Genomic DNA, 23,855 nt, shown 5'->3' with positions numbered 1-23,855 from the left:
AAGGGCAGAAGCATATTAGTCGCCAGCTACCGCTTGTTCAACCTAAATTGATAACTCTTTCATTCACAAATAAGAACTTTTCTCTTCTATATAAATAAGCTGCATCCAAATTGAATGCAGCTTTTATTTCAAATTGGCGAATCTTACTCGTCTAATACAATCTCTAATAATGCATTAGATTCTTGTTCATCATTGACCACACTCTCATCCAGTAACGTTTGCTCAACCGTCTCAATTGAGGCATTGCCATCCCATACTGAACCTTCCAAGCTCGTCAACGTATCCCAAACTGAGCCTTCGATGCGTGATAGCGTATCCCACACAGACCCTTCCAGATTAGAAGTGCCGTCCCAGACTGAACCTTCAAGGCTAGACAAGCCATCCCACACTGAGCCTTCAAGCTGAGTCAGGCCGTCCCACACTGAACCTTCAAGTACCGAATTGCCGTCCCATACCGAACCTTCTAATATCGTCAAACCATCCCACACTGAACCTTCAATGCGCGATAAGCCATCCCACACCGAACCTTCAATCATGGTACTGCCGTCCCATACTGAGCCTTCAAGCGCACTCAAACCATCCCATACTGAACCTTCAATAGAGGTCAAACCGTCCCACACTGAACCTTCAAGTGCTGTACTACCGTCCCACACTGAACCTTCCGTTACAAAATCACCATTTCCTAATGCTAACAATAGTTGACCTTGCGCTGTCACGCGTGCTGGACCTTTAAAGTGAGCGACGCCATTTAAATCTGCTTGAATATCTAACCCCACATTGGCACAACCTGATGCTGTGCTCACTACCGCTGCATGGGCATTGATAAGACCTGCTCCTTGTGTGAAAGGGCCGTAAGCTTTTCCAGTAGAGGGGTTCGTCACACTTGACGCTGAATCAATTAAACGACATTTCACATCATCCGGTGATAAATAAGGATTGTACTGCAACATCAAGGCAACGGTTCCTGTGACTACCGCTGCTGCCTGCGACGTACCCGATACCATGTGGTAATCTTCACCCGTATCTGACGCTACGTAGTTCTTATTTTGCAGCAATCGCTTGTCCATTTTTGAACTAATATGTCCACCAAATGCCACAATCTCGGGCTTCACAAACCCTTCCACTGTCGGCCCTTTTGATGAAAAGGTCGTCATACGATCATCGCTTGTATCAGCCGGTGTATAACTGTCTGTTAAGGCACCTACGGTAATGATATAAGGGTTGTTGCCCGGTACAGTTACTGTTGCATAGTCTGAGCCTGTGTTACCCACTGACGTTACAACCACCACACCTGCTTCCCATAAACGCATCACTGCCTGGTTAATAGGGTCACTCCAATAGTTAGACTGCACACTGGCACCCAACGACAAATTCAAAACACGGATACGATAACGATTACGGTTTTGGTAAACATAATTCAATCCATCTAGAATATCTGTATAGCTGCCGTTACCTGACGCATCAAACGCTTTTACCGACAACAAGTACACATCTGGTGCCATGCCGTTAAATTTACCGTTGTCACTTTTTAAGCTACTGGCAATGATGCCCGTCACGTGACTACCGTGGCCGTTTTGATCATCATTTAGTTTACGATTCTTTTTACTTTTAATTGCGTCATATTTATAAAATGCGCGAGAACGGTCATATTGATTGCGGAGTAAGTATTTACCTTTTTCGCCACTCATTAAAGTGCCACTGTCTAGCACAGCTACCGTCACACCTTTCCCCGTTATGCCAATATCATGTAACTGGTCAGCTTGGGTTTGAGTGGTAATATCGTTATCAATTGCAAATTTTTTGTTTTGCCCCGGTGCAAGTAAAGAAGTTAATCCGTTCCCTACCCCTGTAGTCATTACCTTTCTGTCTGCTGTGAGGCGTAGCCCAGAAATGCTGGCTAATTCATCGGCTTGTGAAGTGGATAAATAGGCGCTTATAGCGTTAATGATAGGAAACTCACGAGCGACTGCTCCACCTACCTTCTCCACCGCTGCGACCAATGCATCTCGACTTAACCCCTGAAGGATATATGATTGCTCTTGACGTACGCGCTGACTGACTGCGATTTGCGGGGTACTACCTGATTCCGTAAAGAAAGGGACGCTATTACTTTTAGATTGAGTTGTCAGCATCACTGCCGAAACACTACTGATTAGAGAAATCGCTCCAACTAACAATGTCTTCTTATCTGTAAAAAAACTCATATTACCACTCCACTACGGATAAACTTTAAATTCTAAAACGGATAAAGCACACACTATGCCAACTGTTCAAAAAATAGCAAGACACTGATATTAAAGGATTATTTTAAATCTCGAAAATAGAAGACTTAAATTATGAAACAAAGACTTAAAATATAAAGTAATATATGCTCCAATTTATTCATTTTTTAAGTCATTTTAGATGGTGCAAATAAATTACCTTCCAATTTTGTTAATAGAACCAACGTTTTTATATAACAAAATTGAGAATTAGAAGCCTCTATTCTAGCGAAATGAAATATGTATCCTAAAAATATCCCTATAGAGTCTTGTCTGTGAAAGTTAATCTGCTAGCATCAACAGCACTTAAACCTCCCTGAGTTGTCAGTATGAGCAATAAAAATAACAATAATAAAACTATTCTTGGTCTTTTGATCATAGCTATAGCAGTACTCAGCTATTTTATGTTTTCTACTCCTAACCATGATCCCGTAGAGCTATCAGAAGAAGTCAAAAATGAGTTATTTGATGAATCTGACGAAGTTAATTTTGAACAGCAAAATCCATCACAACAATCAACAAACAATAATTCAAAGATTGATTTAGAAGGATTAACTTCTACACCTCTGGATATTTCACTAATAGGTGTAGTAGCGAGTAATGATGAGTCAGAAGCATCGGCAACGATTCAATCTCGATTGCAAATTAGAACTTATTTTATCGATGACCAAATTGCTTATACCAATGCGATTATATTGGAAATAAGAAACGACAGAGTGATTTTGTCCAATGACGGAGAACGACAAGTATTGTTATTGCGAGGGACAGCTTCAAGCGATGACACTAAGCATTTAGATAATCGCTCACCAAATCAAGAAAGAGGCTACGACCAGCACTCCAGCGCAGAAGACATTGCTAAGTCTATCGGTAATCGCCCTAAACTACTTGAGCACATCATTAACATTTCGCCAATTGTGCAAAATAATATAACTGCTGGATTTGAAGTATTTCCAGGGATGAATCCCAAATTATATAAAGCTGCTGAATTCAAAGCTGGCGACATACTGCAAAAAATTAATGGTAATGACATTACCACTGAAGAAGGTATGGAAGCTGTTCAACAATTAATCCCTACAGCACAAACCCTAATGTTTAGCGTGCTTAGAGGCGGCAAAGTGATTAATTTATATTTGGATATCCCGTCAGACAACTTGAGTATCCGCAAATACTAACAGTTCAGATATTGTTTTGAGAATAAACGTCTTTAACGTTTATTCTCACTACCCGCTTTTTCTGGGATTATTTGATATGGCAAATAGGTTAGCATTTCATTTTCCCATTCTTTGAGTGAACCCAGCATACTCTCTACTCTTTGCGGATGTTTATTGGCAATATTATTTTTCTCTTGTAAATCATTACTCAAATCAAACAGCTCTATCTGCTTAAAATAAGGAGCTGCCACTAATTTCCATTTTCCATCACGCATCGCTTTTGCAGAGTCCAACGTTGTCAAACCTGTCGAGGTTTTAAAACTCCCTCCGTTACGCCAAAACAACATTCTCTCGGGTAAATCCTGACCTTTAAAAACTGGCATTATATTCACCCCATCAAACTGATAATCAGGTGGCTGTTTAGTATTAGTTACAGATAACATGGTTGGTACTAAATCAAGACTAATAACGGTTTGATCTGTAGTAGTATTAGCTTCTATCACGCTAGGCCAGTATGCAATGCTGGGCACACGATGCCCTCCTTCATATATACTTCCTTTTTTACCGCGCAAAATGCCAGCTGAAGCGAGCGACATTGGCCCATTATCAGATGTAAAGATAATTAAGGTATTTTCACCAATACCAGCTTTGTGCACGGCTTGAAGAATTTCACCAACACTTTTATCTAATTCGCGCAACATTAAAGCAAATGTTTCTTGATCAGGTCTTAATTTAACTCGCTTTACTTTATTAGGGCCTCGCTGGATGGGATCATTTGGGCCTTGAATGGGAGAATGAACCGCTTCATGAGCAACTAAAATGGTAAATGGTGAATGTTTATTTTCTTCTATAAAGCTTACCGTTTGTTCGGTAATAAGATGGGTTGAATAACCATTTTCCACAACCTGTTCTCGATCATGCCACCAATCAAAGATTTCCATACGATCATAGTGTGAGATGTAATCTATATTGCCACTTAAATAGCCTACGAATTTATCAAAACCAAAATTCATAGGATGAAAACGATCAAGATATCCTAGATGCCATTTACCAAACAGCGCGTTTTTATAACCGTTAGCTTTCATTAGCTTTGGATAAGAGATTATTTTTTCTGGGTCGACCCCTAATTGGTGAGCAGGATGTTTAGAATTAGCATTAACCACACCATCTACTGTCGTGCGTTGCTGATAAAGACCAGTCACTAATCCAGCCCGAGTTGGACTGCAAAGAGTGCCACTTGAATGAAAATCAGTAAAACGCAAACCACCTTCAGCCATTTTATCTAAATTGGGTGTATTGTATTTACCACCGTAACTTGATAAATCACCATAACCTAAATCATCCGCCATGATGATTATGACGTTAGGCTTACTTTCTGTGTTTGCTTTAAGGTCTGTTTGACTTGAACAAGAAATAAGCGACAAAGAGAACACTGAAAATAAAAGTACATTTAAAATTTTAGACGTTTCTGCTGAACCATCAATATAATTAAGTACAATTAGTTCCTTAAGCGCTAATTAGACACCAGTAAAGAATACTTTTAAATATAATTAAACACAACAGTTATAAAGTAGCGGATAAAAATTAATATAAACCATTAGCTATTGATGACGACAGAGCAAACACTTATTGCGCCATCTTGAAAAACATAGGCAAAGATTTTTAGTCTCATGAACGATAATGAACTGAACTAGGTGAGAATGTATAAATTTGGGGTAACGGCTATTTCTCGGCTGACAGATAAACCAAAATTTAATGCGTTAAATAAAATAGATTAATTGAATTCTAAAGATGGTGCGGAAGGAGAGACTTGAACTCTCACGCCGTGAAGCACTGGAACCTAAATCCAGCGTGTCTACCAATTCCACCACTTCCGCAAGTGGGGTGGGCGATGGGGCTTGAACCCACGACCACCGGAATCACAATCCGGGGCTCTACCAACTGAGCTACGCCCACCACTGTGTTTTACTACTTACTTTCTAACATTAGCATATTTCTACACTAAGATTTTATTACTTGCCAGAAGTATCAAACTTCAAATTCTCTTCCAACCGTTCCGCTGGCGCGTCCGGCAGGATTCGAACCTGCGACCACCCGCTTAGAAGGCGGGTGCTCTATCCAGCTGAGCTACGGACGCTCGACGAATCTGAACAAGCAAAAAATGGTCGGTGAGACAGGATTCGAACCTGCGACCCCTTGGACCCAAACCAAGTGCGCTACCAAGCTGCGCTACTCACCGAACAAATGTAGCAACTAAAAACCTCATCGCTACGGGGGGCGCATATTACCCACTTGCCCTAACCTCGTCAAACACTTTTTTCGACAAAATTTCTATATGCTCAAATTAGAAGCAATTCGACCATAAAAACACCCATTTAAGTGCTTGATTTTAGAAAGTGATCCGTTGCGAGTGAATTTTATTTTAATAACGCGTGATTGGCTGGTAATTTATTTTTTATCCACACAGCCAATCGATGTTTCATACTTAATAAATCTTCTGAATCGTTTCCCAATGCAGTTATTAGTTTATCGTTTACTAATAACCGATAAATTATTTCGACTTTTTCTTTTTGCCCCATGGTTTGACTAAATCCATCATAACCCCGATTTTTTGCATAGGTTTCTCCTACGCTGATCGCCATTTTCAACAATTGTTGTTCATTCTTTAATTTTTTCACACTTTGTCCTTTACTGCTTACGCGTATTGCGAATCGTAAAATTTAAACGCGCGATTTAACAACGTTAGCTTCATTCTACTCAGAGTATGACCATATACCATTCTTGTCGGGAGAGTAACCAAGTTGATGTAGATAATTTTCGTGCTCAATACTATCTGCTTTGGCGAAAACATCTGAATAACCGTATTGTGTCTTGAGTCTTTGACCTTCACCCAACACAAATTGACCAAGTCGACAGTCTCGATATGCCGGTATCACAAAGTCGAAATCAACGATAAAGTGATTATTCTCATCTGGATAACCTGAAAGCAATCCGACAACTTCAGTATTTTCCATCATAAAATAGAATCGTCGATTCTCTTGCCGAATATTTTTGAAAAAGCGTGGAAAGTGGGAATGTACATCTTGACGATGATAATCAAGAAAAAAATCAACATAGTTAGAAGGCAAACTCACCTCCAACACCGAAAAATGTTGCTCGGCTTGCAACAGCATTTTACGCAAGTAAACAATATTGGTGATGGCAATAAATCCATTTAGCAATGCAACTGGGGCTGCGCCAATGATAATGCCATAAACGCAAAAAGATGAAGCTCCAAACAGGTTGTACCAACGTAGTCGCACAATCGAGTCTCGAGTTAATGAAAATGCTATTAACGCCGAAGCGCAATAGCCAAATATCTCAACGGCAGATAATTGCAAAAGGGTATTCCTAATGTAGTTGTGGTTGTGAAAACCAAAATAAATTATTTAAAGATTATACGTTAATTCAAAACGAATTCCCCCATGCGAAGTCGATATCAAATGGTCATAACTAGGTAATTCATCCAAAAAGTCGTTTTAATGACTCTGCAAATCAACAAACAATTTCGGAATTAATCGCAACTCTAGATTGATAGCTTAACCATGCTTGTGGGAGAATACGCCCAATCTATAATTTGAAAGCCAAGTAAATGCCAGCACAACTTATAAACGGAAAGTCCATTGCCAAACAGGTGAGAGAAAATGTCGCCTTTCAAGTAGAAGCAATTACTGCAGCAGGAAAAAGACCGCCAGGTCTGGCGGTGATAAAAGTCGGACACGACCCTGCGTCCGGTGTGTATGTAGCGAATAAACGCAAAGCCTGTGAGGAAGTTGGCTTTGTTGATAAAGCACATGATTTACCAGCCAACACGAGCCAGCAAGATCTATTAAAATTGGTCGATGATCTCAATGCAGATCCTGAAGTAGATGGTATTTTGGTCCAATTACCACTTCCTGCGGGATTAAATGCCGAAGAAGTACTTGAGCGTATTCAACCAGACAAAGACGTAGATGGCTTCCATCCCTACAACATTGGCCGTTTGGTTCAACGTATGCCTGCTCTGAGGCCTTGTACGCCCAAAGGCATAATGACCCTTATCGAATCCACAAAACGTCCTGCAAAAGGCTTAGACGCAGTTATCGTTGGAGCGTCTAATATTGTCGGTCGACCTATGTCGCTAGAATTGTTATTAGCAGGCTGCACCGTGACCACTTGCCATAAGTTCACGCAAGACCTGAAAAGCCACGTCCAACGTGCCGATATTTTAGTCGTAGCAGTGGGCAAAGCAGAATTTATACCCGGTGATTGGGTTAAACCGGGGGCAATAGTGATTGACGTCGGTATCAATCGCCAAACAGATGGCACGCTTGTAGGCGATGTGGAGTTTGAGGTAGCTAAACAACGTGCAGGCTGGATTACTCCTGTTCCTGGCGGAGTCGGCCCTATGACGGTCGCCAGCTTAATCGAAAACACGTTAGAAGCTTATGTAAAGTATCGAAGTTAATTAATGTCCGATAGTGAACTGAATAGTACGCTTTATATAGAACAAACCAAAGAATGGGTGAATAAACTCGTAATAGGTTTAAATTTCTGCCCATTCGCCAAACGAGAGGTGCAACGCAACAGTATTCGTTATGTGCCTTGTCCACAAAAAAAACAAAAAGACGGTGTTAAGTTTATTACAGGCTGAAATTGAACACCTCAATCAACACAGCAAAACTGAAACCACTCTGATCGTGTTAACCAACGGATTTAACCATTTTTTTGATTACTTAGATTTAGTTGATGTAGCGCAACAATGGTTAGAAGAAAACGATTATGTGGGTATATATCAAATTGCTAGTTTCCATCCCGAATATGTTTTCGAGGGTGAATCGATAGATTCAGCGGCCAATTATACCAATCGCTCCCCTCACCCAACCCTCCATCTTCTCAGAGAGCAAAGTTTAGAACGAGCAATTAAATCCTATAAACACCCAGAACAAATCCCCGAGAATAACATCGACAAAGCCCACAGTATGGGAAAAGCCGAGCTAAAGGTGTTACTTGCATCTTGTATGAAAATCTAAATTTCTGAATTATGTCAACAACTTGACTTTTCCGGACGATGATCTAGGTTTTTAAAAACATCAACTAAGATTTAATTCATGGAAAATAGTTTTTCAGCTAAAGGTATTTCCCAATATCGAGAATTCCCTATTCTGTTATCTCCGGTTTTATTGTTTTTTCTTTACCTAGCTTTATACGCATTATTTGAAAATAAATTAGGGATATCTCATACATTTGCAACAGCTGATACGCTTTTCGAAGCGAAACACTTTGAGCCGGTGAAAGAAACGATTTACCGATCAGCTTGGGGGATATCTCTTATCATTTCGAGTGTAGTGAATTTTTATCTACTGTTTTTCTGCATTTTCAATATTTTCATGTTTAAAAGCACTGGTTTAAGTAGAAATATTGTTTTTTATTCTGTGCTGTTTTCTAGTTTCGCATTATTTATTTATATTTATTTTTATGCAGACTTAGGGGGCGGCATAGCGCAAAAATTATATGAGCATATTAATTCTATAGACAAGTTTTCAGAGCTAGTCTCATTTGAAAAGGCCATTGATCTGACAGCTGGACTTGGGTTCGTGGGGGTTTACCTCGTTTCTATCTTGTTAACTTACATTTGTTTCAGAGTACGTAATTTACAATACCTAGGTATTTTAGAGCTACTTAAAACCTTCAAAGCCTTGTTTTACATTACTGTCACTTTCTTATCGACAACCATTGCTCAACTATTTTTCCAGTATCAATGGTTTTCGGTTTTCATTTCACCTAATAAAAATGTGGTTGTAGATATCGTATTTGTATATCCGTTAATTATGAGCGTCTTTTATGTGGGCATTGTTGTTGCCTTATTTATACCAACTTCAGAGGTTTTAAAACACTTAGTGATAAGAAAAGCGTCAATAAAAGATCCTGATGTTTCCGAAGATGAATTAGGATTATTATTTCCTAAAATGAGCGGTGCACGGGGCATCTTGGAAAATATTAAATCACTACTACTGTTTACCTCACCAATATTAACGGTGATAGTCGCAGACTTAGTTAAAATGGCTATTTCTTAGGGCTCGGCAGAAAACATCAAGGCCCATCTAGTGTGAGCCTAGTTATTTATCCAAATCTATGCGCAATACGCTAGTTTGGAGATTCACCTTCATCAATAGGTAAATCCTGTGGTTCTTGAATCTGGCTATTTTTATCTTGAATAAAGTCAGAGAATACTTTCGAAATTTGGCCATAAGAAAAGCTGGATAGTTGATAGTTTAAATCATACCAATATTTTCCAGAATCCCCTTCAAAACGCACAAACATTTGCTCTTCATTTTGCCAAAGCCAGAGATTAATTATACGCCCATCTTGTAGACCAATTTCGTATTCTGCGGTGACAGCTTGAGGACTAAATCCAGCAGCCTCTGGCTTAACAATTTGTTCAAACTTGAGATTAACTAGGTTATCTACAAATCCACTTAAAATACTGTCATATTTAAGCTGCTGGTTAACACTAATATTTTTTAACTGAAATTCACCCTGCTTTCCAGCATCGCGAACAATTTCAAAACCTGATTCACCTAAACGATGCACAAAACTAACTTGGTCAACTGAAATGTCTAATATTGGCTGTTTTAGCCACGCGTTTTGATCAGAAGGTAATGCAATGACGCGATCTAACAACCAAGTTTGTTGTTGACCCAACAGTCGCACGTAGGAACCTTGCCCTAAACTTGCCTGAGAGCCAATTAGTACGCGATAGTTTTTTGTCGACGTGCGTAACTCAACTAAGGTTGCTTGACTATCAACTTGATCAATATCCCGTAAACCCAAACGCTCAAAATTTTCGCTTTTTGTCGTTTTTGCTTCAAACAATGTTGCTTTGGATAAGCTTTCAACGAGTTCCGCTAGGGCTTTTTGCTCCAGAGGGTAATCTATTTGACGTTCCGCTAAGCTAGTCACCCAATTATTTTCAATTTGGCGTGCGTTGAACAATTCACCATTTACTCTAGTAAGCTGAATTTGTTGAATTTTCAAAGCTTGATTAGCAAGTTCCGGAAACAATTTCATTTTCTCATCGCTTTGCTGATCGGCTTTGATGACTAGAAAATAGATAGCCGAAACCAAAGCGACAATGATGACCAGCAGAGAAATCAATTGCTTATTCATTGCTCAAATCCCTCATCACCTTTAGATTTAGTACGCAACAATCTTGCTAGTAACATTAAAATAAGCATTAACAGGATAGGCGCAACCGCAATGTTAAGGAATTTTAACCAATTACCCAGAGATTCAATATCCTTGTCCAATTGATGTCTCACTTCACGTAATGCTTTGCGAATTTCTATACGTTTTTCAACAAATTCGTCGATCGCCTGCTGTTGCTCAGGCAGCATTACTAACCCAGCGCCTTCCCCTTGTTGACTTTGCAATTGTGCTAATTGCTGCTCAGTTTCATCGAGTTGTTGCTGTAAAAGCTGCTCTTGTTCACGAAACTTGCGCTCAGCTTCAACTTTTAAGGCATCTACAGTATTGAAAGGGCGTGCAAATGTGCCGCGACTACGAATGCTAATAAGTGCATTGCTACCACCTAAATTTTCTACCGCATTGGTCACAAAATCACCATTATTGGCAAAAGGGGTATACACAGTTTCGCCAAAAAAGTTAGCTTGTTGGACCCAAAATCTATCGGCTAATAGGTCGGTATCCCCTACTACTATCACATTTAGTTGATCAGTCGAGGTTACGAATTTCGAGTCTGTTTCCGCATTGGCCTGTGTATATGCTGACGTCGCATTACCATGTAGTCGAGCAGCCAACACACGCTGCTGGTTTTGTTGATTGAATTCCCGTGCTAAGGCATTAGGATCTCGCAGGGTCGCGTAGCTTGCCACATCCATTAAATCCGAATTAGCCGAAGAGCGCATAAGTGGCGTCCAACGTAATTTACTACCTTGGGATTTAGAAAAGGTTCCAAAAGAAGCGCCATTGATGATTTCCAAACTTGCAGTGGTTACGTCATCCCGGTCAAGCTGTTGCGACTGTATACCAACAAATCCGAAGTGCCTAGCAACGCCCCCATCAGCAGTTCGAATATCCAAACCTAACTCTGCATCAAGCAACACTTGGCTATCATTAAATTGCAATCCCCAAGCTTCAAATAGGCGAGGTAGATTAGAATGGTTTTCAGTCGCTGCCCCCATGCCAGCCATCATCGCCATCGGATCTGATTCATTGTTTGCATCAACAAAAACAATTAATTTTCCACCACGCATAACGTATTGATCGACTGCATAAAGCAAAGATTCATTTAGCGATTTAGGGTGAACCAACATGAGGACATCAGTATCCTCAGGTAAAGCGTCCGCTGCATTGGGTATTTGTTCAACTTGATACAATTGTTGCAACTGAATATAAAACGTCCACGCAGGATCAAATTGGCCGGTCATTGGGTTTTGACCACCAGCAAGGGGTAAATCACTCACCAAAGTCACTTTAACCGATTGAGGTTGAGACAACTTATGAATTAATTTACTTATTTCATACTCAAGAAACTTTTCTTTTTGTGGGTCAAAAAAGCTAATAACTTCCTGATCATCAAGCGAATTAGTCGCGGCTAAGCCCAGATAAATGGAATCTCCCATTGCACCAATAGAAGCAGCTGTGAGGCCAAACTCATCAGCCTGATCTTCGGCTTCTGAAAACGGCTCAGGGTCAACAATACGCAAGTTAATTTTACCATCAGCAACTTTGCTATACTCTTGCAACATGCTTTCTACGCGGTTCGCGTAGTTGCGCAAAGACGTCATACCTTTAGAAGATTTATCCGAAAAGAAAAAATATAAATTAATCGGCTCATCAATGTTAGACACTATCTCTTTGCTACCTGTGGATAGCGAATAAACTTGATTCTCAGTTAAATCCAGACGAACGGGACTCAAGAACTGATTGTTCAAAACGGTTAGCGCAAAAAATAACACGCCCAACAAAATAAGAATTAAAGAGGTGGAAAACTTACTCATGCTACTAGTCCGCCTTTTTACGTTCAATGATAAGTAAACTAGCATACAGCCAAATTACGATTGAAATTAAAAAATAGCCTACGTCATTAAGCGCTATTACGCCTTTAGCTATCGATTCAAAATGGGTTAAAAAACTAAATGAAGCGACAGTGTCGATGACTATGGATGGAGCCCATCCTTTAAATGCATCTAAGACAATATTGCTTCCGCTTACCACGAATAAAAAGCAAACAACGACTGCTAGAATAAAGGCGACCACTTGATTCTTAGTTAGCGCCGACATACACATTCCAATCGCTAAAAATGCGCCAGACATTAACCAACTTCCAACGTAAGCTGCTACCACCACACCGTTATCTGGGTTCCCCAGATAATTAATGGTCAGCCACAATGGGAAGGTGAGTAATAGCGAAAGGCCTAATACCGCCCAAGCCGCTAAAAATTTTGCGACCACTGCTTGCAGTGTACTAATGGGTAACGTCATTAACAGCTCGATACTGCCGCTTTTACGCTCTTCTGCCCATGTACGCATTGCAATAGCCGGCACTAAAAACAAATATAACCATGGGTGAAAGTTAAAAAATGGCAATAAATCAGCTTGTTCACGCTCGTATAAACTGCCGATAAAAAACGCGAATACAGCTGATAAAATGAGGAAAATTGTAATAAAAACATACGCGACCGGCGTAGCAAAAAAACTAGCAATTTCGCGTTTCAATAAAGTCCAAACCATGCCCATTACACCTCTGCTCCTTGGGTCATCTCTCTAAAAACTTGATCAAGGCGGCCTTGCTCTACAAACAGAGTATCTACCGGTAACTTGCGTTCATGAATGTGTTTATTCACCTCATGCAGAATATCGTATCCAGGTTGTATGATTAAGGTGACCTTACCATTTGCTCTATCAGGCAGAATTTCTAGTATTCCTGGTACATCCAGAAAACCAGAGGTGTCTGAGGGATAACTAAGATGCAGCGTGATGGCATTATGGTATTTAGATTTAGCGATTAACTCTTTCGGGGTGCCATTAAATTTCATTTGTCCTGCAGCGATTATCATCACCCGGTTACACAATGCCGTCACTTCTTCGAGTATGTGCGTAGAAATAATAACAATTTTATCTTTGGCTAGATTTTGAATCAGTTCTCTTACTTGATGCTTTTGATTTGGGTCAAGACCATCAGTAGGTTCGTCTAAAATCAGTATTTGCGGATCATGTAGCAGCGCTTGCGCTAACCCCACTCGACGCTTAAACCCTTTAGACAAGTTATCAATCGGTTTATCCAATACAGACTGCAAATCAATTTTATTAATAACATGGCTAATGCGTTGACGTTTCAGGTCGCCTTTTAGTCCCCGAATCGCGGCAATAAAATTTAAAAACTGTAAGGGTGTCATGTCGCCATATGCCGGTGCACCCTCTGGCAAATAACCAATCTTTTGTTTAATCTTTTTAGGGTCATCAAAGATCGATAAATCGTCAATCAATATTTCGCCGTCATCTGGCGTAATAAAGCCAGTTAGCATTTTCATTGTGGTTGATTTGCCCGCACCATTGGGACCTAAAAAACCAACTACATCTCCGGGTTGGATGTCAAAATTTAGATGATTCACAGCAACGTGATCACCAAAAATTTTGGTTAAATTTTTTACATAGATCATGTTATTCCCATTATGATCAGTGAGTTCACCTGTTTCCTAGTGGATATGGTACTCAGAAAAAAGAATTCAAGAATTTAAACGAACAATTAGAAATTTTTAAGAATTATAAGCGATTGTTCGGCTCGCAAAGACTGCCAAGAAAGTTTATTAAAATCCCAGACTAAAGCCAATACATTTTAGCATAAGCATTATCTACGTATTGTAGTCTTCCCCCCAAAAAAAAGACTTAACTCAGTTATCCTGAAATTAAGTCTAAAGTTGGTTCGGGAAATGAACATCCTCACCATAACAAATAAGGTGTGTCATAATCTTTTCAAAATGAACCTAAACTGTTGCAAAATGTGTTTTATGATTCAATCAACTTATGAAAATGTGTTGTAGCCCTTATGCCCATTGAGATTAAACCCATTGGTTATATCAAAACGCCATATAAAGAGAAGTTTGCCATTCCCAGACAACCAGGGTTAGCTACAGCAGCAAAAGGGCATATCGAATTTGTAGACGAATTTAACTCGGCAGAATTCTTTCGAGGTATTGAACAATTTAGCCATCTTTGGTTGATTTTTCAGTTCCACCAAACGGCTAACAAATCAGCCTCTCCTCTTGTTCGACCCCCTCGACTTGGCGGTAATAAAAAAATTGGCGTGTTTGCATCACGCAGTACTCACAGACCTAACAATCTGGGAATGAGCGCAGTGAAACTCGAAGGGGTAAATTCTGACACAGGTAAACTATCCTTAAAAGTATCTGGTATGGATCTACTCGACAACACACCTATTATCGATATAAAACCCTATGTTCCCTATTCGGATTGTGTTCCTGATGCTAGCGCTGGCTATGCCCAAAACAAGCCTGAAGAACTGTTAAGCGTCACCTTTTGCGAGTCTGCAGCACAGCAAATGAAAGCATTGCAGAATCAGTATCCGGATCTACGCTTACTTATTGAACAAATATTAAGTCAAGATCCTCGGCCGGCTTACCACAAAGGTACGCCCAGTGAGCGCTTATATGGTGTGGAGCTTTATGAATTTAATGTTCAATGGCGAGTAACATTACAAACCTGTGTAGTCGAAAATATTTCAAAAATATCTTCTAAAGGAAGATAGCTACGTTTTAGACAATAAATCATTCTAGGGTGACATTTACGCGCTCAGTAATAGTTTGCCTAAGTGGGGTTGTTTCTTAATTAAATATCCCTTTTGCCTTTGACAGGGGGCTGGTAGAATGGCCGCCGTTTACGATTTAAGAGCAAAATAAGGACCCACAAAGCTGATGCGTACCAGCCAATATCTGTTATCTACTCAAAAAGAAACTCCTGCTGATGCAGAAGTAGTGAGTCATCAATTAATGTTGCGAGCTGGTATGGTTCGTAAACTTGCTTCAGGTTTGTATACCTGGTTGCCCAGCGGACTGCGAGTGTTGAACAAAGTGGCTGATATTGTTCGTCAAGAAATGAACAAAGCCGGTGCAATCGAAATGTTGATGCCAGTGGTGCAACCTGCAGATCTTTGGCAAGAGAGCGGACGTTGGGACGAGTACGGCCCAGAATTGCTGCGCGTAAAAGATCGCCATAACCGTGATTTTGTATTGGGTCCAACACACGAAGAAGTCATTACTTCATTAGTTAAAAACGAAATCAGTAGCTATAAACAACTACCTATAAATCTATATCAAATCCAGACAAAATTCCGGGATGAAGTTCGTCCTAGATTCGGCATTATGCGTGGTCGTGAGTTCACCATGAAAGACGCCTATTCTTTTCATACTTCAGACGAATCTTTACAGCAAACCTATCAAGGAATGTTTCAAGCATATTGTAATATTTTCGAACGTTTAGGTCTTGAATTTAGACCGGTAATTGCTGACTCGGGTTCAATCGGTGGCGCAGTGTCACATGAATTCCATGTTTTAGCAGAGTCAGGAGAAGATGCTATCGCCTTCAGTGATAGTTCAGATTACGCTGCTAACGTAGAGATGGCTGAGGCAATAGCGCCAGTAACCGAACAGGTTCCAGCGATGTCGGTTAAAACCCAAGTTGCAACTCCTGACGTGAAAACGATCCAACAAGTATGCTCACATTTTAATATCACTGCAGATAAAACGGTGAAAACCATTGTGGTTTTAGGTGCTGAGAATGAAAAAGGTCAACAAGATTTAGTTGCACTGGTTTTACGTGGTGATCACTCATTAAATAATATTAAAGCCGAAAAATTAGCAGAGGTTTATGCGCCTCTAACGATGGCAACAGATGCTCAAATCCTAGAAAAGATAAACTGTGAGGTTGGTTCAATTGGACCGATTGGTTTACCAATTCCGATTATAGTAGACAGAAGCGCAGCCCACTTAACAGATTTCGTTTGCGGAGCAAATGAAACTGGATCCCATTTAACCGGTGTTAATTGGGATAAAGATATCGCTGATTATCAAATTGCCGACATCCGCAATATTGAAGCAGGCGATCCATCACCTGATGGCCAAGGCACGATTGAGATTAAACGTGGGATAGAAGTGGGTCATATATTCCAATTAGGTGAAAAGTATTCAAGTGCCATGGGATGCGGTGTACTAAACGAGCAAGGTAAACATCAAATATTGACTATGGGCTGCTATGGCATTGGTGTTTCTAGAATCGTTGCTGCTGCAATTGAACAAAACCATGATAAATATGGCATTATCTGGCCAGACGCAATTGCACCTTTCAAAGTTGCATTAATTCCCATGAACATGCACAAATCACATCGTATCCAGCAAGTTGCCGAATCCCTCTATGAGCAATTAGTATCTGCGGGTATAGAAGTGCTATTTGATGATCGTAAAGAGCGTCCTGGTGTTATGTTCAACGATATGGAACTCATCGGTATCCCGCACACTATTGTGATTGGCGAGCGTAATTTAGATGAAAACAAAGTTGAATATAAAAATCGCCGTTCAGGTGAAAAACAACTTGTTGAAATTGACAATGTGCTAAGTCTAGTAGCAGACTGCTAAAAATATAAACCTGAAAAAATACCAACCTTTGGGTTGGTATTTAACTAGGCTCTATTTTATTTCCATATGATTTTCAATAACTTTGAATAACTTAGTATCTTATTTGTTGAATTATCAGGTGATACGCTATGCTAATATCTGTAAACCAAAAGTTCGCACGGACTAAATACCGAATAAAGAGATGATTTATGCGATTAACGTTTTACGGTGTTAGAGGCTCCATTCCCGCACCGGGTCCCGATTATGTTAAGTATGGTGGGAATACAGCCTGTGTACACGTAGAATTGGATGATGGCACGGATATAATTTTAGATGCCGGCACAGGCATAAAAAACCTCGGTCAAAAGTTAATTTCCAAAAAAAACGACGTACATCTACTTTTGACTCACAACCATTGGGATCACATACAAGGCTTTCCATTTTTTTCGCCTATTTATCAACCGGGCAGGAATATTTTCATTACTCCAGGCATGACCACCCTTGATGAAAACGACGCCATACTGCAACAAATGACCGGAAGTTACTTCCCTGTTCATTATAAATCTTTACAATCCAACATCGAATTAGTCTCTTATCCGCAACATATTAGTAGTTGGAAAATTGGCTCAGCTAAAATATCTAGACATGCGATGAACCATCCAGGCAGTGGCAGCTCGTATTTGATTGAAGCCGACGGAGCCAAAATTGCCTACATCACTGACAATGAACTTTACCCGCCATACCGCAAAGAAACAGACTTTTTGCAGTGGGTAGAATTTTCCATGAATGCAGATATTGTTATTCATGACGCGCAGTACATGCTATCAGATATGCCAGCCAAATCCGGTTGGGGACATTCAGTAGCAGAAGAAGCGGTAAAATTAGCGCTGGCAAGTAGAGCTCAACGGTTAGCTTTGTATAGCCACGACCATATTAGAACAGACGATGATATTGCTGCAATAGAGTCTCATTGCCAAGAAGTCATCGCTATTGCTGAAGACAACCTAACGGTATTTGCGGCCGCAGAAGGCATGCAAATCGAGTTTTAACATCCGATTAAGAACGGTTAGGACTGCAATTATTTGCCGCTTACGACTAAGTTAAGCCGCATTGTAACAGTTCTTTCCATTTTGCTTAGCGATATACAGCGCCTTATCAGCGCGATTAAATATGCTATTTTCGCAATCAGAAAACTGGTAAACGGCACTACCAATGCTACAAGAGATATGGTGCTTAGCTAATATTGAGCACTCAGTCATCAGTCTTTGAATACGTTTTGCGATTAGACCATTGGTCGCACTGTCGCCTCCTGGCAACAAACAACAAAATTCATCCCCACCAAAGCGAAATGCATAGTCTGTATCTCGTAAAGATTGTCGTAACACATCCGCAGTCGCCATAAGCACCTTGTCGCCTTCCTGATGACCATAGGTATCATTAATGTTTTTAAACTTATCCATATCAATAACGAGCAAACCAAACCCTTCCCCATTTCGTTTGGCCTGACTTAGCAATCGCGCAACCGATTCTTGATAATGTGCACGATTTCCCAAAGAAGTAAGATGATCTTTCAGTGCTAATTGTTTAATACTATGAAATTCCAACGCATTTTTAAGCGGATATTTAAACAATCGATGTAACTCGTTGAGAATAGCGGCTTCCCGCAAACTGAGTACTTTAGAAAATGAGTACACTAAGGTAGCGAAAATAGTATGCTGATTAACCTGATCAAGTGTTTTTATATTATTGGAAGAAGCAGCTTCTCCAAGCGACACGAGTCCATCTGAAAAGTTGATCGTCAGAGCATCCAGATTTAACTTAGCTTTTAATTGACGATAAAACACACTTGAAAGTTTGTGCAAATCAATACTTGACGCTAATTGTTGCATTACTTGATGAGACTCATGTTGGCTTAAGCCACCCTTGTATGGGTCGGTGCTAAACAAATTACTGTCGTTTAACGCAGTATCATATAGCTGTGTCATGTGTTCCAAAGCGCATGCTCCTGCCAAAATTTTGGCGAATATGTGTATAAATAAGATAAAAATGATTTTATGAGTATTTAATTAGCAATCCCTGTGCCATTGATTACTGCTATTATTAATAGTGGATTGATTAGACACTGTTGAACAACGGAAATGAAAATTTATGCACGTGAGTTTCGCCAGTATTTTAATATTGATGACCGTTGCCGTTTTTACGGTATGGATTTTTAAACGCGTAAATTTACCCCCCATCTTAGCTTACTTAGCCTGTGGCGTAGTCGCAGGGCCACATATGTTGGCAATCATTGATAATCCAGAAGAAATTCATTTCATAGCAGAGTTGGGAATTGTGTTTCTCTTGTTTTCCTTAGGATTAGAGTTTTCTTTACCTAAAGTATTGGCAATGCGCCATTTAGTGTTTGGTATAGGCCTGGGGCAAATGTTGGTCACCACCCTGATATTCACAGCGCTGGCGAGTCTTTTCGGTTTTGACGTTAAAGCAGCAGTGGTTATCGGAGGCATGATCGCGCTGTCTTCAACCGCTATAGTAATCAAACAAATGAGCGAGCAAGGTACGCTCAACACCACTCGCGCACAAATGGTAGTAAGTATCTTGCTGTTTCAAGATCTTGCGGTTGTCCCAATATTAATTTTAGTACCATTATTATCAGACCAATCTCACAATAGTTTGTGGCTAGCCATTGTCATGGCGTTGCTAAAAGGAACGGTTGTGGTCGGCATATTGATGTCGGTTGGCAAATGGCTTCTGCCTAAAATATTTAATGAGGTCGCACGCACGCGCACTGACGAGTTATTTGTACTGACAACGATATTGGTGGCGTTAATTGCGGCGGGTTTAACTTATTCATTTGGACTGTCTATGGCTTTAGGCGCATTTTTGGCAGGCATGATGTTAAGTGAAAGCCAATACCGTCATCAGCTTGAAGCGGATATTAGACCTTTTAGAGATATTCTAATGGGGCTATTTTTTATTACCGTTGGCATGCGTTTAGAGATGCAAACTCTGTGGTCACATTTACATTGGATAGTGCTTGGGCTAGCCATTATTATGCTAGTCAAAACCCTGATAATTCGCGCATGTGCATGGGTTTTCAAAGCCGACAAACTCGATGGTTGGTCCGCTGGTTTGAAGCTTTGTCAAATAGGTGAATTCAGTTTTATCATTGCCGCGTTAGCAGTTAATCACCAACTATTAACTGCGGAGCAAGGTTCGGTACTGATGGCCATCGGCGTTTTAAGTATGGCACTTACTCCATGGCTGGTTGAAAATAGCCTGAATTTAGCAAAACACATAATTAAAAATCCACAATTAAGCTTAGATCCGATGGATGAAGATAATTACCATCCAGAAATGCAAGATCATGTGTTGATTCTAGGGTTTGGCCGTGTTGGACAATCGGTAAGCCGCTTACTCACAATCGAAGCTATTCCTTTCATTGTGGTCGATTTCGACCCCGTTCGCGTAAATGAAAGTCGAAACGCAGGGCAACCTGTGGTGTTTGGCGATGTGACTCAGCCTGATATTCTAAAAGCGGCGGGCATTGATTCGGCTAAACTGGTATTAATTACATTTGATGAACATCAACGCGCACTAAACGTCATTAAGATCATAGCAGAGATGCATCCGCACTTACCGATTGTTGTACGCACCAGAAAAGACTATCACCTTGAAGAATTATATGCCGCAGGCGCAAGCCAAGTCGTTCCGGAAATTCTGGAAGGCAGCCTAATGTTGGTTTCACAGATATTACATCTATCCGGAATTCCTATGGCGCGAATCTTAAAACGAGTCCGGTCTGAACGAAAAGATCACTACCGCCATATGCACGGATTTTTTCCCGGCGAAACAACCTTGATAAGCCATGGTACTAAAGATAAATTAGAGTTTATGCATGCTATTTTGCTAACCAAAGATGCATTCGCTGTCGGTAAAACTTTGGAACAATTAGATTTGATAAAACGCAGAATTAGCGTTCATGGCTTACGTCGCAAAAACCTAGAAATTGCAGAACCTGACTATACAGAGCCCTTACAGCCTAATGATGTTATTGTGATTTCCGGCAAACCTCGCCGGGTTGAACGCATTGAACATTTTCTATTAGAAGGGCATTAAACCTAATTTTGGCTACCGATTAGGTCGATTCTTAATTGAGGGATCACATAACACAGTCGCATTCGCCACCGTATCTAATATATTAACCGAATACTCCGAATCAATATTGTCTACATTGGTATCCGTTATAGTTGCAATATAAGGAGGATTGGTTAAATTCCATGACAAATCATTCGCTTGATTATTAGCAAAAGTAATATTATTAATATGGTATCTGGGATCGGCTTGCACCTGGACGGTAATATTTGCAGGGCCGGTCCCTGTAATTTCACTAACATTACCGTCATTAGTCGGCCCCCCCGTGAAGCGATAGCTATAGGTATTTTTATTTGATGCTTCGATATTGGTGTAACCGCTGCCTTCAGCGCTTGGAAAGTTTCTCACATCTAACGTAACTGTAACATCCATAGTCCATTTCCTTGATTTAGATTAATCTCCCGCACAATGAAAGTAGTATATTTTCAAAGAGTACGAGCCTTTTGAGAACATAATTGTTCAATTATTAGTCTAATCGCAAATTCAAATAGTACAAATATTAATCAAATGAAAATGCATTAAAAGCAATAAATCCGGATTCGTCGAGTCGTTGTTGATGTACTTTTCGTTGCTGTTCTTCGCCAAGAAGGTTTAGCACTTTAGTTAACTCATATAGGCGAATAAAAGGTAGGTTATCGGACTCATCCTCCATAAGCACGCCCAATGCTTGTTTCCACAAACTCTGAGCAGTATCCGGTTGAGATGCAAATGACGCGAGCTTGCCCTTCAAAATAAGTCCACGAGAATACACTAAACGAAAGTCTTCGGTTTTTTCCATGTCTAAATCTTGCCAGGCTGGAACGATACTCTGTTCAAATTGTTGCATGTAATTCGTAGCTAAATCTAACTGATTATTTAATAGCGCATATTCGCTTTGAGCGATTTTTAAATCGCCGTAGAAATGTAACGTTCTGCCTTCTCTTTGTTTAAGCGAGAACGCTTTTCCAATCAAGTTTTCCGCTTGTTTTAAATGCTTCTCCGCATTGCTGGGCGTAATTAATGCCAGATACCATAAGCAGCGACCATAATCCAACATCCAATAAGCATTCTCCGGATCTTGCAGATACAGGGCTTCAGCAATGTTCGTTGCTTCTAGAAATAAGCGATTAGCACTTTGAGTTTCACCAAGCTGGATTTTTACATTGGCCAATAAAATATTGGCATATAAATAGTCCTCCCGCCAAATTGTATTATCGGGGTCATCTTCAAGGTTCTTTTTAATCGCAGCATGTTGTTCCAAGAAATAGATTTTAGCTTGCCGCAAATTTCCTTGCTGCATGGCTAAACTCCCTAACCAAGACGCTGCATTAGCTGCCTCATAGCGCAAATTGAGGTCTTTTGGGTTTTGCTCTGACCAAGTGATATAAAGGTCACGCACTTCCCCCATAGCTATTTCCGCTTTTTCAAATTTGCCACGGCTTTTATCTAATATCGCCAGATTTTGATAACCATATGCAGCCTCAATTTGCCAATCTAGATTACTCGTGTCCATTGCTGCCAATCTAATCGCGCTATCTCGGTAATGACTTAGCCATGTTTCAGCATCATCTAAGCGCCCTTGCTGCCAAGCCACGTTACCAAGCCAATACTCAGCTTGTGATAAATCGAACAATCGTTTTGCATTTGAGGTATCTCTTTCATACAAAGCCTTAGAGCGTTCATAAGCTTCACGAAAGGCGGCCATAGCCAATTGATAGTCACCTTCATTTAATCGTACTTCGCCAATACCTGTTAGTGAACGCGCTTGCTCTGCTAATGCGCGGTCCGATAAATCCCGCTTGTTAAGCTTTGAAAAATAGCTAGTCGCTTTATCATCCACCGAACGCATTAAATCCAAACGTCCTACAGTTTGTAAGCGCTCACGTAAATCACCTAACATAAAGCCGACAATATCTTCAGCCTGGTCTTGACGACGTTGCGCATCGTTACGGGCAATGACAGCAGTTATCGCCAATGCAGTGGCAAAAGCCATCCCTGTAAAAGAGCCTACGCTAATTAATGCTAAACGTTTATTTCTGCGCTGAGCATCTCGCTGAGCTAGGCTATCAAATCCTACGCCTAATAAACCTGCAACCAGTTTCAAAAACGCTCGGTCTTTACCATCCCCATCAGCCCTAGCGTCTGCTGCAAGTGGTTCGTGTTCGGGTTCACCGCTGACATCAGGTTTCAACAAAGCAGGGGGAAAACAGGCAGTGTCAGGATCAGTACTGAGAGGATTGCCACTTACAATGAAACATAGAATACGGTCTTCACGACCCATTTTTCGAAATTCGGCGATTTCGGAATTCACCCATTTAGATTTAGCAGACGCAGGAGAGCATACGACAATCAACGCTGCAGAATTTTGTAACGCTCGATTGACCGTTCGGCTCAAATTACCTGCTGTTGGAAGTTCATCACGGTCACGAAAAATTTTTCCGATTCGACGCGGAACAATACCAAACTCACTCGGTTGGCCAATTATTTTAGCTGGCACTCGATAAGCTTCTAATTTACGCATAAGCCAACGAGCCGACTTTTCATCTTTGTGGCTGTAACTAATAAATGCGCTGTATTGCATTTTATTCCTCAGAGTCAGATTGAAAGAGCGAACATAACATTTACAACAGCAACATGTG

General features: G+C 40.4%; 20 protein-coding genes and 4 tRNA genes. 9 read left to right on the top strand and 15 right to left on the bottom strand.

Annotated features, from left to right (window positions below; all coding sequences use genetic code 11):
* Nucleotides 1–143: 143 nt before the first annotated feature.
* Nucleotides 144–2,204: a S8 family peptidase gene (locus tag GLIP_RS08555; protein ID WP_008844211.1), complete on the bottom strand. Its 2,061-nt coding sequence runs from the start codon at nucleotides 2,202–2,204 to the stop codon at nucleotides 144–146.
* A gap of 386 nt (nucleotides 2,205–2,590) precedes the next feature.
* Between GLIP_RS08555 and gspC the strand changes: the two genes are divergently transcribed.
* Nucleotides 2,591–3,433 (top strand): type II secretion system protein GspC, encoded by an 843-nt coding sequence (gspC, locus tag GLIP_RS08550; protein WP_040522444.1) that lies wholly within the window; start codon nucleotides 2,591–2,593, stop codon nucleotides 3,431–3,433.
* Between the two features lie 32 nt (nucleotides 3,434–3,465).
* Here gspC and GLIP_RS08545 read toward each other — a convergent pair whose 3' ends face one another.
* The 7 genes from GLIP_RS08545 to GLIP_RS08515 form a co-directional block, all read right to left on the bottom strand.
* On the bottom strand, nucleotides 3,466–4,845 hold the full coding sequence (locus tag GLIP_RS08545; RefSeq protein ID WP_040522443.1) for a sulfatase-like hydrolase/transferase: 1,380 nt from the start codon (nucleotides 4,843–4,845) through the stop codon (nucleotides 3,466–3,468).
* Between the two features lie 359 nt (nucleotides 4,846–5,204).
* Nucleotides 5,205–5,289 (bottom strand) — tRNA-Leu (locus GLIP_RS08540).
* Between the two features lie 3 nt (nucleotides 5,290–5,292).
* Nucleotides 5,293–5,368 (bottom strand) — tRNA-His (locus GLIP_RS08535).
* Between the two features lie 104 nt (nucleotides 5,369–5,472).
* Nucleotides 5,473–5,549, bottom strand: a tRNA-Arg gene (locus GLIP_RS08530).
* Nucleotides 5,550–5,574: 25 nt separating this feature from the next.
* Nucleotides 5,575–5,651: transfer RNA gene (locus GLIP_RS08525), tRNA-Pro, on the bottom strand.
* 178 nt (nucleotides 5,652–5,829) lie between these two features.
* Nucleotides 5,830–6,090 (bottom strand): DUF5062 family protein, encoded by a 261-nt coding sequence (locus tag GLIP_RS08520; RefSeq protein WP_008844208.1) that lies wholly within the window; start codon nucleotides 6,088–6,090, stop codon nucleotides 5,830–5,832.
* 75 nt (nucleotides 6,091–6,165) lie between these two features.
* Entirely contained in the window at nucleotides 6,166–6,792 is a 627-nt protein-coding gene (locus tag GLIP_RS08515; protein ID WP_008844207.1) for a GNAT family N-acetyltransferase, read from the bottom strand.
* 251 nt (nucleotides 6,793–7,043) lie between these two features.
* Here GLIP_RS08515 and folD point away from each other — a divergent pair, with 251 nt between their 5' ends.
* From folD to GLIP_RS08500, 4 genes are all read left to right on the top strand, one after another.
* Entirely contained in the window at nucleotides 7,044–7,898 is an 855-nt protein-coding gene (gene folD, locus GLIP_RS08510; RefSeq protein WP_008844206.1) for a bifunctional methylenetetrahydrofolate dehydrogenase/methenyltetrahydrofolate cyclohydrolase FolD, read from the top strand.
* Between the two features lie 3 nt (nucleotides 7,899–7,901).
* A complete protein-coding gene (locus tag GLIP_RS22405; protein WP_008844205.1) occupies nucleotides 7,902–8,084 on the top strand; it encodes a DUF1415 family protein in 183 nt (60 codons plus the stop codon).
* On the top strand, nucleotides 8,062–8,463 hold the full coding sequence (locus tag GLIP_RS08505) for a DUF1415 family protein (RefSeq protein ID WP_008844204.1): 402 nt from the start codon (nucleotides 8,062–8,064) through the stop codon (nucleotides 8,461–8,463). The genes GLIP_RS22405 and GLIP_RS08505 overlap by 23 nt, the downstream gene beginning before the upstream one ends.
* 78 nt (nucleotides 8,464–8,541) lie before the next feature.
* The gene (locus GLIP_RS08500; protein WP_008844203.1) at nucleotides 8,542–9,507 is read left to right on the top strand and encodes a hypothetical protein; all 966 of its coding nucleotides are present in this window, start codon (nucleotides 8,542–8,544) and stop codon (nucleotides 9,505–9,507) included.
* 70 nt (nucleotides 9,508–9,577) lie between these two features.
* Here the strand turns inward: GLIP_RS08500 and GLIP_RS08495 are convergent, their stop codons facing one another.
* The 4 genes from GLIP_RS08495 to GLIP_RS08480 are packed head-to-tail and all read right to left on the bottom strand — an operon-like array spanning nucleotide 9,578 to nucleotide 14,115.
* Nucleotides 9,578–10,600 carry a DUF4340 domain-containing protein gene (locus tag GLIP_RS08495; RefSeq protein WP_008844202.1) on the bottom strand — a complete coding sequence of 341 codons (1,023 nt, stop codon included), beginning with the start codon at nucleotides 10,598–10,600 and terminating at the stop codon, nucleotides 9,578–9,580.
* On the bottom strand, nucleotides 10,597–12,453 hold the full coding sequence (locus GLIP_RS08490; RefSeq protein ID WP_008844201.1) for a GldG family protein: 1,857 nt from the start codon (nucleotides 12,451–12,453) through the stop codon (nucleotides 10,597–10,599). The genes GLIP_RS08495 and GLIP_RS08490 overlap by 4 nt, the downstream gene beginning before the upstream one ends.
* A 4-nt stretch (nucleotides 12,454–12,457) precedes the next feature.
* A complete protein-coding gene (locus GLIP_RS08485) occupies nucleotides 12,458–13,192 on the bottom strand; it encodes an ABC transporter permease subunit (protein ID WP_008844200.1) in 735 nt (244 codons plus the stop codon).
* Nucleotides 13,192–14,115, bottom strand: a complete 924-nt coding sequence (locus GLIP_RS08480; protein ID WP_008844199.1) for an ABC transporter ATP-binding protein — start codon at nucleotides 14,113–14,115, stop codon at nucleotides 13,192–13,194. The genes GLIP_RS08485 and GLIP_RS08480 overlap by 1 nt, the downstream gene beginning before the upstream one ends.
* Before the next feature lie 386 nt (nucleotides 14,116–14,501).
* Here GLIP_RS08480 and tsaA point away from each other — a divergent pair, with 386 nt between their 5' ends.
* The 3 genes from tsaA to GLIP_RS08465 all read left to right on the top strand — a co-directional run bounded on the left by tsaA (nucleotide 14,502) and on the right by GLIP_RS08465 (nucleotide 18,131).
* Nucleotides 14,502–15,221 (top strand): tRNA (N6-threonylcarbamoyladenosine(37)-N6)-methyltransferase TrmO, encoded by a 720-nt coding sequence (tsaA, locus tag GLIP_RS08475; protein ID WP_008844198.1) that lies wholly within the window; start codon nucleotides 14,502–14,504, stop codon nucleotides 15,219–15,221.
* A 166-nt stretch (nucleotides 15,222–15,387) separates the two neighbouring features.
* Complete coding sequence (locus tag GLIP_RS08470) at nucleotides 15,388–17,103, top strand: proline--tRNA ligase (protein ID WP_008844197.1); 1,716 nt, start codon at nucleotides 15,388–15,390, stop codon at nucleotides 17,101–17,103.
* 188 nt (nucleotides 17,104–17,291) lie between these two features.
* Nucleotides 17,292–18,131: an MBL fold metallo-hydrolase gene (locus tag GLIP_RS08465; RefSeq protein WP_008844196.1), complete on the top strand. Its 840-nt coding sequence runs from the start codon at nucleotides 17,292–17,294 to the stop codon at nucleotides 18,129–18,131.
* A 51-nt stretch (nucleotides 18,132–18,182) separates the two neighbouring features.
* Here GLIP_RS08465 and GLIP_RS08460 read toward each other — a convergent pair whose 3' ends face one another.
* Entirely contained in the window at nucleotides 18,183–19,067 is an 885-nt protein-coding gene (locus GLIP_RS08460; RefSeq protein ID WP_085949182.1) for a GGDEF domain-containing protein, read from the bottom strand.
* Between the two features lie 163 nt (nucleotides 19,068–19,230).
* Here GLIP_RS08460 and GLIP_RS08455 point away from each other — a divergent pair, with 163 nt between their 5' ends.
* On the top strand, nucleotides 19,231–21,201 hold the full coding sequence (locus tag GLIP_RS08455) for a monovalent cation:proton antiporter-2 (CPA2) family protein (protein ID WP_008844194.1): 1,971 nt from the start codon (nucleotides 19,231–19,233) through the stop codon (nucleotides 21,199–21,201).
* A 12-nt stretch (nucleotides 21,202–21,213) separates the two neighbouring features.
* On the opposite strand, the gene GLIP_RS08450 is transcribed toward GLIP_RS08455, so the two are convergent.
* Together GLIP_RS08450 and GLIP_RS21390 are read right to left on the bottom strand one after the other, a co-directional pair.
* On the bottom strand, nucleotides 21,214–21,609 hold the full coding sequence (locus tag GLIP_RS08450; RefSeq protein ID WP_008844193.1) for a hypothetical protein: 396 nt from the start codon (nucleotides 21,607–21,609) through the stop codon (nucleotides 21,214–21,216).
* Between the two features lie 127 nt (nucleotides 21,610–21,736).
* On the bottom strand, nucleotides 21,737–23,797 hold the full coding sequence (locus GLIP_RS21390) for a toll/interleukin-1 receptor domain-containing protein (RefSeq protein WP_008844192.1): 2,061 nt from the start codon (nucleotides 23,795–23,797) through the stop codon (nucleotides 21,737–21,739).
* Nucleotides 23,798–23,855: the final 58 nt, after the last annotated feature.

This window comes from Aliiglaciecola lipolytica E3, assembly GCF_000314975.1.
Classification (GTDB): Bacteria; Pseudomonadota; Gammaproteobacteria; order Enterobacterales; family Alteromonadaceae; genus Aliiglaciecola; species Aliiglaciecola lipolytica.
The sequence above is the reverse complement of the archived record's forward strand: the minus strand, read 5'-3'. Positions and strand labels throughout refer to the sequence as shown.

Excerpts from the sequence above, each read along its gene's own strand:
- GLIP_RS08555 (WP_008844211.1), bottom strand. The coding sequence starts at position 2,204 with ATGAGTTTTTTTACAGATAAGAAGACATTGTTAGTTGGAGCGATTTCT.
- gspC (WP_040522444.1), top strand. The coding sequence starts at position 2,591 with ATGAGCAATAAAAATAACAATAATAAAACTATTCTTGGTCTTTTGATC.
- folD (WP_008844206.1), top strand. The coding sequence starts at position 7,044 with ATGCCAGCACAACTTATAAACGGAAAGTCCATTGCCAAACAGGTGAGA.
- GLIP_RS22405 (WP_008844205.1), top strand. The coding sequence starts at position 7,902 with ATGTCCGATAGTGAACTGAATAGTACGCTTTATATAGAACAAACCAAA.
- GLIP_RS08500 (WP_008844203.1), top strand. The coding sequence starts at position 8,542 with ATGGAAAATAGTTTTTCAGCTAAAGGTATTTCCCAATATCGAGAATTC.
- GLIP_RS08495 (WP_008844202.1), bottom strand. The coding sequence starts at position 10,600 with ATGAATAAGCAATTGATTTCTCTGCTGGTCATCATTGTCGCTTTGGTT.
- GLIP_RS08490 (WP_008844201.1), bottom strand. The coding sequence starts at position 12,453 with ATGAGTAAGTTTTCCACCTCTTTAATTCTTATTTTGTTGGGCGTGTTA.
- GLIP_RS08485 (WP_008844200.1), bottom strand. The coding sequence starts at position 13,192 with ATGGGCATGGTTTGGACTTTATTGAAACGCGAAATTGCTAGTTTTTTT.
- GLIP_RS08480 (WP_008844199.1), bottom strand. The coding sequence starts at position 14,115 with ATGATCTATGTAAAAAATTTAACCAAAATTTTTGGTGATCACGTTGCT.
- tsaA (WP_008844198.1), top strand. The coding sequence starts at position 14,502 with ATGCCCATTGAGATTAAACCCATTGGTTATATCAAAACGCCATATAAA.
- GLIP_RS08470 (WP_008844197.1), top strand. The coding sequence starts at position 15,388 with ATGCGTACCAGCCAATATCTGTTATCTACTCAAAAAGAAACTCCTGCT.
- GLIP_RS08465 (WP_008844196.1), top strand. The coding sequence starts at position 17,292 with ATGCGATTAACGTTTTACGGTGTTAGAGGCTCCATTCCCGCACCGGGT.
- GLIP_RS08460 (WP_085949182.1), bottom strand. The coding sequence starts at position 19,067 with ATGACACAGCTATATGATACTGCGTTAAACGACAGTAATTTGTTTAGC.
- GLIP_RS08455 (WP_008844194.1), top strand. The coding sequence starts at position 19,231 with ATGCACGTGAGTTTCGCCAGTATTTTAATATTGATGACCGTTGCCGTT.
- GLIP_RS08450 (WP_008844193.1), bottom strand. The coding sequence starts at position 21,609 with ATGGATGTTACAGTTACGTTAGATGTGAGAAACTTTCCAAGCGCTGAA.
- GLIP_RS21390 (WP_008844192.1), bottom strand. The coding sequence starts at position 23,797 with ATGCAATACAGCGCATTTATTAGTTACAGCCACAAAGATGAAAAGTCG.